Here is a 17,003-nt window from a genome sequence, read left to right as displayed (position 1 = left end):
ATGGGTTTCCTCGCCGGGCGCGCCGTGCTGGTCGCGGGCGCCGGGGTGACCGGGCGGTCGGCCGCGGAGGCGCTGCTGGCCGCGGGCGCGTCGGTCACCGTCACCGACGGCTCGGCCGAGCGGCTGGCCGCGCTGGAGCAGCTGCTGCCCGGCGTGGCGCTGGTGCCGGGGCTGACCACGCCGCCGCCGGGGGTGGACCTGGTGGTGACCAGCCCCGGCTGGCGCCCGGACAACCCCCTGCTGGTGGCCGCCGCGGCGGCCGGGATCGAGGTGGTCGGCGAGGTCGAGCTGGCCTGGCGGATGGCCGCCGAGCTGGCCGATCCGCCCACCTGGCTGGCGGTCACCGGCACCAACGGCAAGACCACCACCGTCGGGATGCTGGAGTCGGTCCTGCGCGCGGCGGGCGTGGACGCGGTGGCGTGCGGCAACGTGGGCCTGCCCGTGGTGGACGCGCTGCTGGCCGGGCACCGGGTGCTGGCGGTGGAGCTGTCCAGCTTCCAGCTGCACTGGTCGCCGTCGGTGCGCCCGCAGGCGGGCGTGCTGCTGAACCTGGCCGAGGACCACCTGGACTGGCACGGCGGCATGGACGCCTACGCGGCGGCCAAGGCGCGCGTGCTGACCGGCGAGGTGGCCGTCGGCGGCGTGGACGACGAGCTGGTCGCCGCGCTGCTGTCGGCGGCCCCGGCCGCCGCGCACGTCGGCTTCACCCTGGGCGAGCCCGAGGAGGGCCAGCTCGGCGTGGTGGGCGGCGCGCTGGTGGACCGGGCGTTCGGCCCGGACGCCGTGCTGGCCGAGATCTCCGACGTGCACCCGCCGGGCCCGCCCGGCGTCGCGGACGCGCTGGCCGCCGCGGCGTTGGCCCGCGCCTACGGCGTCCCGCCCGCCGCCGTGCGGCAGGGGCTGCGCGACTTCCGGCCCGGCGCGCACCGCGCGGTGCTCGTGGCGGAGGTGGACGGGGTCAAGTACGTCAACGACTCCAAGGCCACCAACCCGCACGCCGCCGCCGCGTCGCTGCGCTCCCACGACAGCGCGGTGTGGATCGCGGGCGGGCTGCTCAAGGGCGCGTCCGTGGACGACCTGGTGCGCGAGGAGGGACACCGGCTGCGCGCGGCGGTGCTGATCGGCGCGGACCGCGAGGTGATCGCGTCCGCGCTGGCCCGGCACGTGCCGGAGGTGCCGGTGGTGGACGTGGCGACGATGGAGGACGCGGTGCGGGCGGCCCGCTCCCTGGCGCGGCCGGGCGACGCGGTGGTGATGGCCCCGGCGGCGGCGTCGATGGACATGTTCACCGACTACGCGCACCGGGGACAGGCGTTCGTGGAAGCGGTGCGGGCCCTTCAGCGCTCGTAGAGCTTCTCCGGGCGGCGCAGGTACTCGTGCGCGCCGCCGACCACCGGGCACGGCCACGGCTCGCGGGCGAAGTGGCCGTCCACCCAGGTCGGCGCGCAGCCCAGGCACAGCCCGAAGACGTCGGCCCGGTGGTCGCGCAGCATCCCGCGCACGGCGGCCACCAGGCGCGGCACCTCGGTGCGCGCCACGTCGAGGATGGTCTCGTCCTCGGTGTCGGCCTCGCTGGTCAGCAGCTCGACCTCGTCGAGGTAGCCGAGCATCTCCTGGTGCAGCAGCTCGTGCGCACGGGACAGGGCTGGGGGAACGGTTTTCGGCATGGCGGGAACAGTCCTCGCCGATGGACTGTTATGCAACACCGCAATGTGAAATGTCGCAGAAATGCACCCGATCGGTGGGCTGCTTTCCCGCTATCGTCGCGGTTATGCCGCAGAACCGAGGACCAGGGGTGCGCCGCCGTGTCCTGGCCAGTGCTCTGACCCAACTCCGCGAGGAAGCGGGGCTCAGCTTCGACGACGTGATCGAATTCCTGGGTTATTCCAAGTCCAAGATCAGTCGCATCGAGTCCGCGACTTCGGGGTTGTCCATAGTGGACACCAGGGCGCTGGCCCAGTTGTACGGGGCCGATCCGGAGAAGACGGCGTGGTTGGTGCACCTGGCGAAGGTGGCCAAGAAGCGCGGCTGGTGGCACGTGTACGGCGACGTGCTGTTCGACTGGTTCTCCGAGTACGTGGCACTGGAGTCCGAAGCGATCGCCATCGACACCTTCGAGATCGACCTGGTGCCCGGACTGTTCCAGAGCCCCTCCTACGCCCGGTGGGTCATGCGTGCCTACGCGCCTGATGCGACCGATGCCGTCATCGACAAGCGCGCTGAGCTGCGGCAGACGCGACAGCGTCGCTTGGAGGACGGTTCGCTTTCGGTGTGGGCGATCCTCGATGAAGCCGCGTTGCGCCGGGTAGTGGGCGGCATGGAGGTACATGAAACGCAGCTCCAGCACATGCTGGGGTTGACCGAACTGCCCAACGTGACGTTGCAGGTGCTGCCGTTCGGCAAAGGGCAGCACATGGCCATGGGTACCGCGTTCACCATGTTGAAGTTCACCGGCTTTCCGGACATCGTCTACATAGACAACCTGACCGGCGGCCTCTATTTGGACGAAGGGGCGGAAGTCGAGAGGTATAGCCTGGTCATGGATCACCTGCGCGCTTCCGCGCTCGACCCGCGTGAGTCGGTTGTGTTCATCAAGCAGGTGATGGGCGGCGTCTAGGGGCGGGAGAAGGTCATGTGGTCGGAGTGGCGCAAGAGCAGTCGTAGCAACGGGTCCGGCAACTGCGTCGAGGTGGCCGCTTCGGCTGAGGTGTTCCGGGTGCGGGACAGCAAGAACGCGGGCGGGCCGGTGTTGACCTTCTCCGGTCACGCGGTGGCGGCTTTCCTGGCGGCAGGGCGGGCGGGTCTCCTCGATCGCGGCTGAGGCGGTGCCGGAACGCTCGGTTCGGAGGGTCCGAACGCTCGGTTCGGGGTGCGCGGACGCGCGACTCGCGGGTGGGCCAGTAGGCTGCGGGTAGTGATCGCGGTCGCGTCCGCGCGACACGCGGCCGATGTCCTGCCCTCCCCGCCGCAGGCGGGAGACCATGCACCCGTGGCGGAACGAGCGAGATCGTGACCCTGGTGGACCGGCCCGCGCGGGCCGCGCGACCCCGGCGCACCGGCCGGGGTGTCGCGGTGCGCGGCGCGCTGACCGCGTGGCTGAGCAGGCCGCTGGCCGACTTCCACCTGCTGCTGGCCGTGCTCGGCATGCTCACCGTGATCGGCCTGATCATGGTGCTGTCCGCGTCCGCCCCCGGCGAGGTGGCCGAGGGCGCGTCGGCGTACTCGGTGTTCCAGAAGCAGCTGACCTACGTGCTGGTCGGCGCGGTGCTGTTCTGGATCGTGCTGCGGATGCCGCTGCGCAGCATCCGCTACGGCAGCACCATGGCGATGCTGGTCTGCGTCATCATGCTGGTCCTCGTGCTGACGCCGCTGGGCACCGTCGCGGGTGGCGCGCAGTCCTGGTTCACCGTCGGCCCCATCTCCTTCCAGCCCATCGAGGCCGCCAAGCTCGCGCTGGCGCTGTGGGGCTCGCACGTGCTGGTCACCAAGCGCGCGCTGCTCAACCAGTACCGGCACCTGCTGGTGCCGGTGGTGCCGGTCGCCCTGGTGGTCTTCGCGCTGGTGATGCTGCAGCCGGACCTGGGCGGCACGATCACCCTCGGCGTGGTGCTGATCAGCCTGCTGTGGTTCGTCGGCGCGCCGCTGCGGCTGTTCGGCGCGATCGCCGCCGCGGGCGTGGCCGCCGCCGCGTTCCTGGCCGTCACCGCGCCCTACCGGCTGGACCGGGTGCTCACCTTCCTCAACCCGGAGGCCGACCCGCTCGGCAAGGGCCTGCAGGCGCGGCAGGCGCTGTTCGCGCTGGCCGAGGGCGGGTTCTTCGGCAAGGGCCTGACCAACGGCAGCTCCAAGTGGCGCTACCTGCCCAACGTGCACAGCGACTTCATCTTCGCGGTCATCGGCGAGGAGCTGGGGTTCATCGGCTGCCTGCTGGTGCTGGGGCTGTTCGGCCTGCTGGCCGTGGTGGGCCTGCGGGTGGCGGCGCGCAACACCGACCCGTGGATCAGGATGGTCGCGGCCACGCTGACCGTGTGGCTGGTCGCCCAGGCCGCCATCAACATCGGCTACGTCGTGCGGCTGCTGCCGGTCACCGGCATCACGCTGCCGATGATCTCCTCCGGCGGCACGTCGATCGTCACCACCATGATCGTGTTCGGCATCCTGGCCAGCTGCGCGCGGCACGAGCCGGAAGCGGTGGCCGCGCTGCGCTCGCTGGGGCCGGGCCGGGTGGGCGGCGCGCTGAAGCTGCCCGCCCCCGAGGCCTACCGGCCGCCGCGCAAGCGCAAGCCGGTGCGCCCGTCCACCCCGCCGCGCGCGCCCGGCCGCCGGACCCCCGCGCCGCCGCCGGTGGACGAGCGGAGGATGGCGGGCAGGTCCGCGCCGCCCTCGGAGTACCGTCGTCGAGAATCCCGCAAGGCCACCCTGGACCGGTCCACCCGGTCCCGGCGCACCGGCCGCGACGGGAGATAGTCCCCACCGAACCGAGGAGGAAGTGCGTGACCGGGGTTCCCCAGCAGACCGGACCGTGCGTGGTGGTCGCCGGAGGCGGCACCGCCGGGCACATCGAGCCGGCACTGGCCCTGGCCGACGCGGTCATGCGCCTGCGGCCCGACGCGCGCGTGGTCGCGCTGGGCACCGAGCGGGGGCTGGAGAACAAGCTCGTGCCCGCGCGCGGTTACCCGCTGGAGCTGATCCCGCCCGTGCCGATGCCGCGCAAGCCCACGCCAGAGCTGCTCAAGCTGCCGCTGAAGGTGCGCGACTCGGTGCGCCGCACCAGGGAGGTGCTGGACCGGGTGGGCGCCGACGTGGTGGTGGGCTTCGGCGGCTACGTGTCGCTGCCCGCCTACCTCGCCGCGCGCGGCCGGGTGCCGATCGTGGTGCACGAGGCCAACGCCAAGACCGGCCTGGCCAACAAGGTCGGCGCGAAGTTCGCCGCGCGGGTGGCCGCCGCGGTGCCCGACTCCGGCCTGGCCGACGCCGAGATCATCGGCATCCCGCTGCGCCACTCGATCACCTCGCTGGACCGGGCCGCGCTGCGCGCCCAGGCGCGGGCCCACTTCGGCCTGCACCCGCACGCGCCCACGCTGCTGGTGTTCGGCGGCTCGCAGGGCGCGCGGTCGATCAACAACGCGGTCTCCGGCGCGGCGGCGGCGTTCGCGAGCGCGGGCGTGGGCGTGCTGCACGCCCACGGGCCCAAGAACACCGTCGCGGTGCAGGCCGTGCCCGGCGCGCCCGCGTACGTGCCGGTGCCGTACCTGGAGCGGATGGACCTGGCCTACGCCGCCGCCGACGCGGTGCTGTGCCGCTCCGGCGCGATGACCGTGGCCGAGGTGTCCGCGGTCGGCCTGCCCGCGGTGTTCGTCCCGCTGCCGCACGGCAACGGCGAGCAGGCGCTCAACGCGGGCCCGGTGGTCTCGGCGGGCGGCGGTCTGCTGGTGCCCGACGAGCAGCTGACCCCGCAGTGGATCGTGGACAACGTGGTGCCGCTGGTGGCCGACCGGGCGCGGCTGGCCGCGATGAGCGCCGCCACGCTGGGCACCGGCCACCGCGAGGCCGACGAGGTGCTGGCCCGCATCGTGCTCGAGGTGGTCAAGAAGTGAGCGAGGTCCTGGACCGGGTGCACCTGGTCGGCATCGGCGGGGCGGGCATGAGCGGCATCGCCCGCATCCTGCTCGCCCGCGGCGCGCGGGTGTCCGGCTCGGACGCCAAGGACTCCCGCACCGTGCTGGCGCTGCGGGCGCAGGGCGCGGAAGTCGCCATCGGCCACGACGGCGGCAACCTCGACCAGCTGCCCGGCGGCCCGACCGCGGTGGTGGTGTCCACCGCGATCCGCGAGGACAACCCGGAGCTGGTGGCCGCCCGCGAGCGCGGCCTGGTCGTGCTGCGGCGGGCCGAGGCGCTGGCCGCGCTGATGCTGGACCACCGGGTCGCCTGCGTGGCGGGCACGCACGGCAAGACCTCCACCACGTCGATGCTGACCGTGGCGCTGCAGCACTGCCGGATGGACCCGTCGTTCGCCATCGGCGGCGACCTCAACGAGTCCGGCGCGAACGCGCACCACGGCACCGGCGGCGTGTTCGTCGCCGAGGCCGACGAGAGCGACGGGTCGTTCCTGTTCTTCTCGCCGTCGGTGGCGGTGGTGACCAACGTGGAGGCCGACCACCTCGACCACCACGGCACGGTCGAGGCCTACACCGCGGTGTTCGACTCCTTCCTGGAGCGCATCGCCGACGACGGCGTGCTCATCGCCTGCGCCGACGACCCCGGCTCGGCGGCGCTGGCGGACCGCGCGGCCAAGCTGGGCCTGCGGGTGCGCCGCTACGGCCGCTCGGCCGTGGGCGAGGGCGCGGCCACCCTGGTCGGCTACCGGCCCGAGGGGGGCGGCGGGCTGGCCGAGGTGGAGCTGGACGGCGAGCGGGTCCAGGTGCGGGTGGCCGTGCCGGGCGAGCACATGGCGGGCAACGCCGTGGCCGCCCTGCTGGCCGCGCTGGAGCTGGGCGCGCAGCGCGAGGGCGTGCTGGAGGGCCTGGCCGCGTTCGGCGGGGTGCGCAGGCGGTTCGAGTTCAAGGGCCGCGCCGCGGGCGTGCGGGTCTACGACGACTACGCCCACCACCCCACCGAGGTGGCCGCGCAGCTCACCGCGGCCCGGCCGGTCGCGGGCGAGGGCAGGCTGGTCGTGGTGTTCCAGCCGCACCTGTACTCGCGGACCCGGCTGTTCGCCGAGGAGTTCGGCAAGGCGCTGGGCCTGGCCGACGAGGTCGTGGTGCTCGACGTCTACGGCGCCCGCGAGGACCCGGAGCCCGGTGTCACCGGCGCGCTGGTGGCCGAGGCGGTGCCGCTGGAGGCCGGGCGGGTGCACCACCAGCCGTCGTTCGACCGGGTGCCCGAGCTGGTGGCGGGTCTGGCCGCGGAGGGTGACGTGGTCGTCACCATGGGCGCGGGCGACGTCACCATGCTGGGCCCGGAGATCGTCGACGCGCTGGCCCGGAGGTCATGAGCGCGCCGACGGCGCGCCGCCGCCCCGCTCCGGCGCGGCGGCGCCCGTCGCGCGCCCCGGCCCGCAGGCCCGCGCTGCCGTCCAGGGCCACCGTGCTGCGCCGCCGCGCGGTGGCGCTGCTGACCCTGTTCACCGTGCTGGGCCTGGGCTACGCGGTGTGGTTCACCTCACTGCTGGGCGTGCGCGTGGTGGAGGTCGAGGGCCTGGTGGAGCTGGAGCCCGCGGCGGTGCGCGAGGCGGCGGACATCGGCCCCGGTGAGCCGCTGGCGCGGCTGGACGTCGAGGCGGTCACCGCGCGCGTGCGGGAGCTGCCGCGGGTGGCGGACGTGCGGGTGGAGCGGGTGCTGCCGGGCACGGTCCGGCTGACCGTGCGGGAGCGCGTGCCCGTCGCCGTGCTCAAGTCCGCCGACGGCGCGCACCTGGTGGACTCGACCGGCAAGGACTACGCCACGGTGGCGCAGGAGCCCGCGGGTCTGCCGGAGCTGAAGGTCTCGGGGGACCGGCGCGCCACCGACGCGGCGGTCTCCGTGCTGATCCAGCTGCCGGAGGGGCTGCGCGACGAGGTGCTGGCCGTCTCGGCGGGCACCGGGGCGGACGTCGAGCTCACCCTGACCGCCGGGCGCCAGGTGCGCTGGGGTTCCGCGGCGGAGACGCCCCGCAAGGCCGCGGTGCTGGAAGTGCTGCTGAGCCGTCCCGGCACGGTGTTCGACGTCTCCAGCCCGGAACTGGCGACGGTGTCGTGATCGCCGTCACCGCCGCGTCGGCGGAAAGCGATCGTGGGCTCCGCGGCGGGAGTCGATACTGCACGCATGGCCGACACCCGCGTGGAGCCACCGTACACCGGTGACGAGCGCACCCTGCTGACCGCGTTCCTGGACTACCTGCGGGAAACCATCGCGTTCAAGTGCGCGGGACTGTCCGATGAGGACGCTTCGCGCTCCGTCCTGCCGTCCCCGCTGACCACCGCCGCGGGGATCGTGAAGCACCTGCGCTGGGTCGAGGAGTACTGGTTTCACGTTCGCCTGGGCGGGTACCCCTCTCAGGCCCCCTACTCACCGGACGATCCCGACGTGGACTGGCGCTTGGCACCGGGGGAGACGATCTCGGGATTGCTGGACGACTACGCTGGGCAGTGCGCGGTGAGCCGCCGGCTCGTCGCGGGGTGGGATCTCGACCACGAGGTGCCGTTCCGGGGCGACAAGGCGCTTTCGGTGCGCTGGGTGCTGATCCACATGATCGAGGAGACGGGTCGGCACGCGGGGCAGCTGGACGTGGTGCGGGAACTGCTCGACGGGGTGACCGGGGAGTAGTCCTCGTGCCCGACACGGCGTGGCTGCTGGACCGACGCACCAGCGGTGCATACCGTCCAGCAACAACATACGGGGTTGACATAACTCTTGACCTCTGGTTGAGGGTTCCAATCCGGGCGGTGGACCGGTGCGGTCACCCGCTCCAGCACATGAGCACGGACACGATCAGGAAGGCGGACCGATGACGCCCCCGCACAACTACCTCGCGGTGATAAAGGTCGTCGGCATCGGCGGTGGCGGTGTCAACGCCGTCAACCGCATGATCGAGGTCGGGCTCAAGGGCGTCGAGTTCATCGCGGTGAACACCGACGCGCAAGCGCTGCTGATGTCCGACGCCGACGTCAAGCTCGACATCGGCCGCGAGCTGACCCGCGGCCTCGGCGCGGGCGCCAACCCCGAGGTGGGCCACAAGGCGGCCGAGGACCACCGCGAGGAGATCGAGGAAGTCCTCAAGGGCGCCGACATGGTCTTCGTCACCGCCGGCGAGGGCGGCGGCACGGGCACCGGCGGCGCGCCGGTGGTGGCCTCCATCGCCCGCAAGCTCGGCGCGCTGACCATCGGCGTGGTGACGCGGCCGTTCTCCTTCGAGGGCAAGCGCCGCGCCAAGCAGGCCGAGGAGGGCATCCAGGCCCTGCGCAACGAGTGCGACACGCTCATCGTGATCCCCAACGACCGGCTGCTGCAGCTGGGCGACATCGGGGTGAGCCTGATGGACGCCTTCCGCTCGGCCGACGAGGTGCTGCTCTCCGGTGTCCAGGGCATCACCGACCTGATCACCACCCCCGGTCTGATCAACCTGGACTTCGCCGACGTCAAGAGCGTCATGTCCGGCGCGGGCAGCGCGCTGATGGGCATCGGCTCCGCGCGCGGCGAGGGCAGAGCCGTGCAGGCGGCGCAGAAGGCGATCAACTCGCCGCTGCTGGAGGCGTCGATGGAGGGGGCGCACGGCGTCCTGCTGTCCATCGCGGGCGGCTCGGACCTGGGTCTGTTCGAGATCAACGAGTCCGCCTCGCTGGTGCAGGAGGCGGCCCACCCGGACGCCAACATCATCTTCGGCACGGTGATCGACGACTCGCTGGGCGACGAGGTCCGGGTGACCGTGATCGCGGCCGGGTTCGACAGCGGCGGGCCGACGCACAAGAAGCTGGAGCCGACCGCGCTGTCCAGCCCCGCGCGGGGCGGGGCGGGCGAGCACGGGCAGGTGCAGTCGTCCACACCGCAGTCCACCGCGCCGCAGCCCTCCGCGCAGCCGTCCGCGCCGCAGTCGGAGCAGCAGGCCGCGCCGCCCCCGGTGGTGCCGCCGCGGCCCACCGTGCCGACGCAGCCGCAGCACGCGACCACCACGCCGCCGCCCTACCAGCCGCCGCCGCAGCCGATGCCCCGGCTGTCGCAGAGCGGCACCCTGCCCACCAGCGGCACGCTGCCCAACCGCGCGGTGCCGGTGACCGACGACCCGGACGACGAGGTCGACGTGCCGCCGTTCATGCGGCGCTGAAGTCGTTCCGACATCGGAGGCGCCCGGTCCGCGGACCGGGCGCCTCCGCCGCGTCGTGGGCGTGACAAGCTGATGGGGTGCGCATCCGTCGTGTCGTGACCACCCGCGAGGGTGGGGTCTCCAAACCGCCGTACGACTCCTTCAACCTGGGCGACCACGTGGGCGACGACCCGCGCGCGGTCGCGGCCAACCGGCGCAGGCTGGCCGAGGGCATCGGCCTCGCGCCGGACCGGCTGGTGTGGATGGAGCAGGTGCACGGCCGCACGGTGGCCACCGTCGACGGCCCGCAGGAGGGCCCGCTGGAGGCCACCGACGCCGTGGTCACCGCCACGCCGGGGCTGGCACTGGTGGTGCTCACGGCGGACTGCGTGCCGGTCCTGCTCGGCGACCCGGAGGCGGGCGTGGTCGCCGCCGCCCACGCGGGTCGCGTCGGCGCCAGGGTCGGCATCATCCCGGCCACTCTCGCCGCCATGCGGGACGCGGGCGCGCACCTGGAGAACATCGAGGTGCTGCTGGGGCCCGCGGTGTGCGGCCAGTGCTACGAGGTGCCCGCCGACATGCGCGACGACGTGGAGCGGCACCTGCCCGGCAGTGCCGCCAAGACCCGCTCCGGCAAGCCCGCGCTGGACCTGCGCGCGGGGCTGTGGCAGCAGCTGGCCGACGCGGGCGTGGGCAAGGTCGGCGTCGACCCGCGCTGCACGGTGGAGGAGCGCTCCCTGTTCAGCCACCGCCGCACGCCGGGCACCGGCAGGCTCGCGGGCGTCGTCTGGATCGACGCGTGAACCGGCGCGAGGAGCTGCGCGCCAACCTCGACGAGGTGCGCGCCCGGATCGCCGCCGCCTGCGCGAAGGCCGACCGCGACCCGGCGGAGGTCACCCTGCTCGCGGTGACCAAGACCTTCCCGGCCGCCGACGTGGCGCTGCTCAGCGAGCTGGGGCTGCGCGAGTTCGCCGAGAACAAGGACCAGGAGGCGGCCCGCAAGACCGCCGAGCTGACCGACCTGCCCGAGGGCACCCGGTGGCACATGGTGGGCAGGCTGCAGCGCAACAAGGCCAAGTCCGTGGTCGGCTGGGCCGACCAGGTCGACTCGGTGGACTCGGCCCGGCTGGCCGACGCCCTCGCGGGCGCGGCGGCCAAGGCCGGGCGGGGCCCGGTGGACGTGCTGATCCAGGTCAGCATCGACGGCGACCCGGCGCGCGGCGGCTGCCCGCTGGACGAGCTGCCCGCGCTGGCCGATCACGTAGCGCGTTCGGGTGAACTCGCCCTGCGAGGGGTGATGGCCGTCGCACCCAGGCAGATGTATCCGGGGGAAGCGTTTGCGCTCTTGAACAGAGCGGTAACCCGTTTGCGCGACGATCACCCTGCTGCGACCGTGCTCTCAGCGGGGATGAGCGGCGACCTGGAAGATGCCATCGCGTGGGGATCGACGTGCGTGCGTGTCGGAACAGCGTTGCTGGGCGAGCGGAGGCTAGCCTCCCCGTGATTGCCTGGAACCTCTGGGGCGGCCGCGACGTCCTTGCGGGTAGGGATCGGCGGAGGAAGGGCTGGGCATGAGCGGGTTTCACAAGCTGAAGGCCTACTTCGGGATGGTTCCCGCCGAGTACGCCGACGATCCCGACGCCTACGAGGACGAGCGGGGCGGTCGCTACGCCGACTACCGGTCCGACTACCCGGAGGTCGCCGAGTACGACGGGTACGCCGAGCAGCGCAACGGGCGCCGCCGGGTGCTCGGCCGCTCGGACTACCGCGCCGAGCTCGACGAGTCGGAGGACTACGAGCCCGACGCCCGCACCCGGTCCCGCCGCTCCTGGAGCGGCGACACCGCGGTGCACGGCGCGCTGGCCGTGGACTCCCAGCGCGAGCCCGCCGCGCGCACCCGACCGGCCACCGAGCCCGCTCACCCGCTGGGGCGCATCACGACGCTGCACCCGCGCAGCTACAACGAGGCGCGCACCATCGGCGAGCACTACCGCGACGGCACCCCGGTGATCATGAACCTCACGGACATGGACGACGCGGACGCCAAGCGGTTGGTGGACTTCGCGGCCGGGCTCGCGTTCGCCCTCCGGGGGTCAATCGATAAGGTGACAAACAAGGTGTTCCTCCTCTCACCCCCGAACATCGACGTCACCGCCGAGGACCGCAGGCGGCTCGCCGAGGGTGGGTTCCTCAACCACGGCTGAGTGGTGGCACAGTTGAGGGGTGGATGCACTCTGGCTCGTGGTCTACTACCTGCTGTTCTCGTTCTGGCTGCTGCTCACGGCGCGCGTCGTGGTGGAGCTCGTCCGCTCGTTCGCCAGGGAGTGGCGGCCCGCGGGCGGGGTCGCGGTGGCCTTGGAAACGGTTTACACGGTGACCGATCCCCCGGTCCGGCTGCTCCGTCGGCTGATCCCGACGGTGCGGATCGGGGGCGTCGGTCTGGACTTGTCCATTATTGTGCTGTTGCTGGTCGTTATCATTCTGATGCGAGTAGCCGATCCCAGGTGAGGGGACCAGGGATGTCCACAGCCCAGGAGTGCGTGAGGTGATCTGATGCCGTTGACCCCCGCGGACGTGCACAACGTCGCGTTCAGCAAGCCGCCCATTGGCAAGCGGGGCTACAACGAGGACGAGGTGGACGCGTTCCTCGACCTGGTTGAGGGCGAGCTCGCCCGCCTGATCGAGGAGAACAACGACCTGCGCCAGCAGGTCGAGCAGCTCGACCAGCAGGTCGAGACCGCGCGCGCCGACCTGGAGGACGCACGGGCCAAGGTCGCCGCGGGCGTCGGTCCCAGCCGCGTCATCGAGGAACCGCGCAGGCTCGCCCCGGTTCCGCCCCCCTCGGCGCTGGAGCAGACCTCCCCCGGCGGGGGAGGCGACCACCACGTGCAGGCCGCCAAGGTCCTCGGCCTGGCCCAGGAGATGGCCGACCGGCTCACCGGCGAGGCCAAGGCCGAGGCCGACGGGATGCTCTCGGAGGCCCGGACCAAGTCCGAGCAGCTGCTGTCCGAGGCCCGCGCCAAGGCCGACACCATGGTCAACGAGGCCCGCACGCGGGCGGAGACCATGCTCAACGACGCGCGGACCCGCGCCGAGACGCTGGAGCGGCAGGCCCGTGAGAAGGCCAGCGCGCTGGACCGCGACGCGCAGCGCAAGCACGCCGAGGTGATGGGCAACATCACCCAGGAGAAGAACACCCTCGAGAAGCAGATCGACAAGCTGCAGACCTTCGAGCGCGAGTACCGCACCCGGTTGAAGACCATGCTGGAGTCGTCGCTGCGCGACCTCCAGGACCGGGCGCCCGCCGCGCCGTCGGAGAGCCGCAGCCAGCAGGGCTACTCGTTCGGCGCGCGCGCCGAGGCGGGCTGAGCCTGAGCCGCTGTGCTCTTCGTCGTCCTGCTGCTGGTCCTGGCAGCCCTCGGGCTGCTCGTCCCGGCGCTGACCACCACGTCCACCCCGTGGGCGTGGTGGTCGGTCGCGGCGAGCGGGGCCGCCGCGGTGGTCCTGGTGCTCGACTGGTGGCGGCACCGCCGCCCCGCGACCGGTGACCGGCCGCCCGCGCCCGTGGCCACCGGTCCCGCCCCGGAGCGGGGGCAGCCGTCCACGCCGGACGACGAGCCCGCCGAGGAGCAGACCGACGCGGCGGACCTGCTGGTGGTGACCGACCTCGCCGAGGAGGTCCGCGTGCTCGACGAGCGGCCGCGCTACCACCTGGCGACCTGCTCGTGGTTGGGGGAGCGGGCCTCGCTGGGGCTGCCGGTCTCCGAAGCGCGCGAGCTCGGGTTCACGCCCTGCGGGGTGTGCCTGCCGGACTCCGCGCTGGCGGCTGCCCAGCGGGCGTCGTCCTGATCACTCGCCTGATCGAGCGATTCCAGTCTTGCGCTACCCTTGTCAAGGCGTTGATCCGGCCATCACCGGGGAGCTTCCGGAAGAACAGGCCACGCGGCCCCAGTAGAACCGGACGGGAGCGGCCCGTCACAGCCGCTGACGAGAGGCCAGAGCCTTCGCGCCCTGGCAAGCGGGGTGGTACCGCGGTGCGCCTGCGTGGCGTGTCGTCCCCGTGAGCCGGTTGACCGACGCGCGCGAGGAGCTGCGACATGGCCTATCCCAAGGCGGGCGGGGGCTCGGTGCCCTCCCAGCCGTCCTTCCCCACCCTCGAACGCGAGGTGCTCGACCACTGGCAGGCCGACCGCACCTTCCGGGCCACGGTCGAGGCCCGACCCGCCGGTGAGCGCGGGGCCAACGAGTTCGTCTTCTACGACGGCCCGCCCTTCGCCAACGGCCTGCCGCACTACGGGCACCTGCTCACCGGGTACGTGAAGGACGTCGTACCGCGGTACCAGACCATGCGCGGCAAGCACGTCGAGCGCCGGTTCGGCTGGGACACCCACGGCCTGCCCGCCGAGGTGGAGGCGGAGAAGCAGCTCGGGTTCTCGTCCAAGAGCGAGATCGAGGCGTTCGGCATCGAGAAGTTCAACGAGGTCTGCCGCACGTCGGTGCTCCAGTACACCGACCAGTGGCGCGACTACGTGACCCGGCAGGCGCGCTGGGTGGACTTCGACGACGACTACAAGACCCTCGACCTGGACTACATGGAAAGCGTCATGTGGGCCTTCAAGACCCTGTGGGACCGGGGTCTGGTCTACGAGGGCTTCCGGGTGCTCTGGTACTGCTGGCGCTGCGAGACGCCGCTGTCCAACACCGAGACCAAGATGGACGACACCTACCGGGACCGGCAGGACCCGGCGGTGACGGTGGGGCTGCGCCTGGAGACCGGCGAGCTGGCGCTGGTGTGGACGACCACGCCGTGGACGCTGCCCAGCAACCTCGCCGCCGCGGTGCACCCGGACGTGGACTACGTGACCGTCGAGGCCAACGGCGAGCGCTACCTGCTCGCCGAGGCCCGCGTGCCCGCCTACGCCCGCGAGCTGGGCGAGCAGCCGCCGGTGGTGGCCCGGTGCAAGGGCAGCGACCTGGTCGGCCGCCGCTACACCCCGCCGTTCGACTTCTTCACCGGCCGGGAGAACGCGCACCAGGTGCTGCCCGCCGACTACGTCACCACCGACGACGGCACCGGCATCGTGCACATCGCCCCGGCCTTCGGCGAGGAGGACAAGGCGGTCACCGACGCGGCGGGCATCGAGGTCGTCGTGCCGGTCGACGCGCACGGCCGGTTCACCGCCGAGGTGCCGCCGTACCAGGGCCTGCAGGTGTTCGAGGCGAACAAGCCGATCATCCGCGACCTGCGGGAAGCGGGTCTGCTGCTGCGCCACGAGACCTACGACCACCCGTACCCGCACTGCTGGCGCTGCGACAACGCGCTCATCCAGCGCGCGGTGTCGTCGTGGTTCGTCGCGGTGACGCGGTTCAAGGACCGCATGGTCGAGCTGAACCAGCAGATCAACTGGGTGCCCGAGCACATCCGCGACGGCCAGTTCGGCAAGTGGCTGGAGAACGCGCGGGACTGGAACATCTCGCGCAACCGGTTCTGGGGCTCGCCGATCCCGGTGTGGGTCTCCGACGACCCGGCCTACCCGAGGGTGGACGTCTACGGCTCGCTCGACGAGCTGGAGCGCGACTTCGGGGTGCGCCCCACCGACCTGCACCGGCCCCACATCGACCAGTTGACCAGGCCCAACCCGGACGACCCGACCGGCAGGTCGACCATGCGCCGGGTGCCCGAGGTGCTCGACTGCTGGTTCGAGTCGGGCTCGATGTCCTTCGCCCAGGTGCACTACCCGTTCGAGAACGCGGAGTGGTTCGAGGACCACTACCCCGGCGACTTCATCGTCGAGTACAACGGCCAGACGCGCGGCTGGTTCTACACCATGCACGTGCTGGCCACGGCGCTGTTCGACCGGCCCGCGTTCCGCAACTGCGTGGCGCACGGGATCGTGCTGGGCGACGACGGGCAGAAGATGTCCAAGTCGCGCAAGAACTACCCGGACGTCAACGAGGTGTTCGACCGGGACGGCTCGGACGCCATGCGGTGGTTCCTGATGTCCTCGCCGATCCTGCGCGGCGGCGACCTGGTGGTCACCGAGCGGGGCATCCGCGACGCGGTGCGGCAGGCCGTGCTGCCGCTGTGGAACTCCTGGTACTTCCTGGCGCTGTACGCCAACGCCGAGGGCGTCGAGGGGACCTGGCGCACGGACTCGCCCCACGTGCTGGACCGCTACGTGCTGGCCAAGGCGCACGACCTGGTGGCGCAGGTGGGCGGGCAGCTCGACGCCTACGACATCTCCGGCGCCTGCGCGTCGGTCCGGGACTTCCTGGAAGTGCTCACGAACTGGTACGTGCGGCGCTCGCGCGACCGGTTCTGGGCGGGGGAGAAGGACGCCGTCGACACCCTGCACACCGTGCTGGAGGTGGTCTGCCGGGTGGCGGCGCCGCTGCTGCCGCTGACCACCGAGGCGGTGTGGCGCGGCCTGACCGGCGGGCGCTCGGTGCACCTGGCGGACTACCCGTCGGCGTCGGACCTGCCCGCCGACGACGCGCTGGTGGCGGCCATGGACAAGGTGCGGCAGGTGGCGTCCGCGGCGCTGTCGCTGCGCAAGGCCAACAAGCTGCGCGTGCGGCTGCCGCTGGCCAAGCTGGTGATCGCGGCGGACGACGTGGCGGCGCTGGGCGGGTTCACCGAGATCCTGCGGGACGAGGTGAACGTCAAGCGGGTCGAGCTGACCGGGGACGTGGCCGCGCACGGCCACTTCCAGCTGGCGGTCAACGCGCGGGTCGCCGGTCCCCGGCTGGGCCCGGACGTGCAGAAGGTCATCAAGGCCGTCAAGGCGGGGGACTGGACCGAGCGGGACGGCCGCGTGGTGGCGGCCGGGGTCGAGCTGTTCCCCGAGGAGTACGAGCAGCGCCTGGTCGCCACCGACCCGGCGGCCACCGCCGCGCTGCCCGGCGGCGGCGGGCTGGTCGTGCTCGACACCGCCGTCACCGAGGAGCTCGCCGCCGAGGGCGTGGCGCGCGACCTGGTCCGGGTGGTGCAGCAGGCGCGCAAGGACGCGGGACTGGAGGTCTCCGACCGGATCGCGCTGACGGTGCAGCTGCCCGACGACGTGGCCGCCGCCGTGCGCGGGTTCGAGGAGTTCGTGGCGGGGGAGACCCTGGCGGACGCGGTGTCCTACGGCGAGGTCGCCGAGGGCTCGGTGGGCGTCGTGGGCGACGGCGTCAAGGTCCGGGTCGCGGTGGCCAGGCTCTGACGGCCGCGGTGGTGCCCGCT

Annotated in this window: 17 protein-coding genes; 16 read left to right on the top strand and 1 reads right to left on the bottom strand. The window is 72.7% G+C overall.

Annotated elements, in window-relative coordinates; translation table 11 throughout:
- Complete coding sequence (gene murD, locus JOF41_RS22625; RefSeq protein ID WP_189223330.1) at positions 1 to 1,350, top strand: UDP-N-acetylmuramoyl-L-alanine--D-glutamate ligase; 1,350 nt, start codon at positions 1 to 3, stop codon at positions 1,348 to 1,350.
- On the opposite strand, the gene JOF41_RS22620 is transcribed toward murD, so the two are convergent.
- Positions 1,338 to 1,667 (bottom strand): hypothetical protein, encoded by a 330-nt coding sequence (locus tag JOF41_RS22620; RefSeq protein WP_189223016.1) that lies wholly within the window; start codon positions 1,665 to 1,667, stop codon positions 1,338 to 1,340. The genes murD and JOF41_RS22620 overlap by 13 nt on opposite strands.
- A gap of 104 nt (positions 1,668 to 1,771) precedes the next feature.
- Here JOF41_RS22620 and JOF41_RS22615 point away from each other — a divergent pair, with 104 nt between their 5' ends.
- The 15 genes from JOF41_RS22615 to ileS all read left to right on the top strand — a co-directional run bounded on the left by JOF41_RS22615 (position 1,772) and on the right by ileS (position 16,983).
- Positions 1,772 to 2,617 (top strand): helix-turn-helix domain-containing protein, encoded by an 846-nt coding sequence (locus JOF41_RS22615; RefSeq protein ID WP_189223017.1) that lies wholly within the window; start codon positions 1,772 to 1,774, stop codon positions 2,615 to 2,617.
- Between the two features lie 15 nt (positions 2,618 to 2,632).
- Positions 2,633 to 2,821, top strand: coding sequence for a DUF397 domain-containing protein (locus JOF41_RS22610; protein WP_209621788.1), 189 nt, complete (start codon positions 2,633 to 2,635; stop codon positions 2,819 to 2,821).
- Positions 2,822 to 3,009: 188 nt separating this feature from the next.
- Positions 3,010 to 4,467, top strand: coding sequence for a putative lipid II flippase FtsW (gene ftsW / locus JOF41_RS22605; protein ID WP_189223019.1), 1,458 nt, complete (start codon positions 3,010 to 3,012; stop codon positions 4,465 to 4,467).
- A 26-nt stretch (positions 4,468 to 4,493) separates the two neighbouring features.
- Positions 4,494 to 5,597, top strand: coding sequence for an undecaprenyldiphospho-muramoylpentapeptide beta-N-acetylglucosaminyltransferase (gene murG, locus JOF41_RS22600; protein WP_229795400.1), 1,104 nt, complete (start codon positions 4,494 to 4,496; stop codon positions 5,595 to 5,597).
- The gene (gene murC, locus JOF41_RS22595; protein ID WP_189223020.1) at positions 5,594 to 6,994 is read left to right on the top strand and encodes a UDP-N-acetylmuramate--L-alanine ligase; all 1,401 of its coding nucleotides are present in this window, start codon (positions 5,594 to 5,596) and stop codon (positions 6,992 to 6,994) included. Before murG ends, murC begins: the two co-directional genes overlap by 4 nt.
- Positions 6,991 to 7,737, top strand: coding sequence for a cell division protein FtsQ/DivIB (locus JOF41_RS22590; RefSeq protein WP_209621785.1), 747 nt, complete (start codon positions 6,991 to 6,993; stop codon positions 7,735 to 7,737). Before murC ends, JOF41_RS22590 begins: the two co-directional genes overlap by 4 nt.
- Before the next feature lie 66 nt (positions 7,738 to 7,803).
- Positions 7,804 to 8,304: a DinB family protein gene (locus JOF41_RS22585; RefSeq protein WP_189223022.1), complete on the top strand. Its 501-nt coding sequence runs from the start codon at positions 7,804 to 7,806 to the stop codon at positions 8,302 to 8,304.
- 181 nt (positions 8,305 to 8,485) lie between these two features.
- Complete coding sequence (gene ftsZ, locus JOF41_RS22580) at positions 8,486 to 9,799, top strand: cell division protein FtsZ (RefSeq protein WP_189223023.1); 1,314 nt, start codon at positions 8,486 to 8,488, stop codon at positions 9,797 to 9,799.
- A gap of 77 nt (positions 9,800 to 9,876) precedes the next feature.
- Positions 9,877 to 10,581 carry a peptidoglycan editing factor PgeF gene (gene pgeF / locus JOF41_RS22575; RefSeq protein WP_189223024.1) on the top strand — a complete coding sequence of 235 codons (705 nt, stop codon included), beginning with the start codon at positions 9,877 to 9,879 and terminating at the stop codon, positions 10,579 to 10,581.
- On the top strand, positions 10,578 to 11,282 hold the full coding sequence (locus JOF41_RS22570) for a YggS family pyridoxal phosphate-dependent enzyme (protein WP_189223025.1): 705 nt from the start codon (positions 10,578 to 10,580) through the stop codon (positions 11,280 to 11,282). Before pgeF ends, JOF41_RS22570 begins: the two co-directional genes overlap by 4 nt.
- A gap of 67 nt (positions 11,283 to 11,349) precedes the next feature.
- Positions 11,350 to 11,982, top strand: a complete 633-nt coding sequence (locus JOF41_RS22565; RefSeq protein WP_189223026.1) for a cell division protein SepF — start codon at positions 11,350 to 11,352, stop codon at positions 11,980 to 11,982.
- 19 nt (positions 11,983 to 12,001) lie between these two features.
- A complete protein-coding gene (locus JOF41_RS22560) occupies positions 12,002 to 12,286 on the top strand; it encodes a YggT family protein (RefSeq protein WP_189223027.1) in 285 nt (94 codons plus the stop codon).
- A gap of 45 nt (positions 12,287 to 12,331) precedes the next feature.
- Positions 12,332 to 13,147, top strand: a complete 816-nt coding sequence (gene wag31, locus JOF41_RS22555) for a DivIVA-like cell division protein Wag31 (protein WP_189223028.1) — start codon at positions 12,332 to 12,334, stop codon at positions 13,145 to 13,147.
- A 12-nt stretch (positions 13,148 to 13,159) separates the two neighbouring features.
- Entirely contained in the window at positions 13,160 to 13,627 is a 468-nt protein-coding gene (locus JOF41_RS22550) for a hypothetical protein (protein ID WP_189223029.1), read from the top strand.
- A 248-nt stretch (positions 13,628 to 13,875) separates the two neighbouring features.
- Complete coding sequence (gene ileS / locus JOF41_RS22545; protein ID WP_189223030.1) at positions 13,876 to 16,983, top strand: isoleucine--tRNA ligase; 3,108 nt, start codon at positions 13,876 to 13,878, stop codon at positions 16,981 to 16,983.
- Positions 16,984 to 17,003: the final 20 nt, after the last annotated feature.

This window comes from Saccharothrix coeruleofusca (assembly GCF_017876325.1).
In the GTDB taxonomy this organism is placed as follows: Bacteria; Actinomycetota; Actinomycetes; order Mycobacteriales; family Pseudonocardiaceae; genus Actinosynnema; species Actinosynnema coeruleofuscum.
This window is presented reverse-complemented; position numbering and strand designations above follow the sequence as displayed.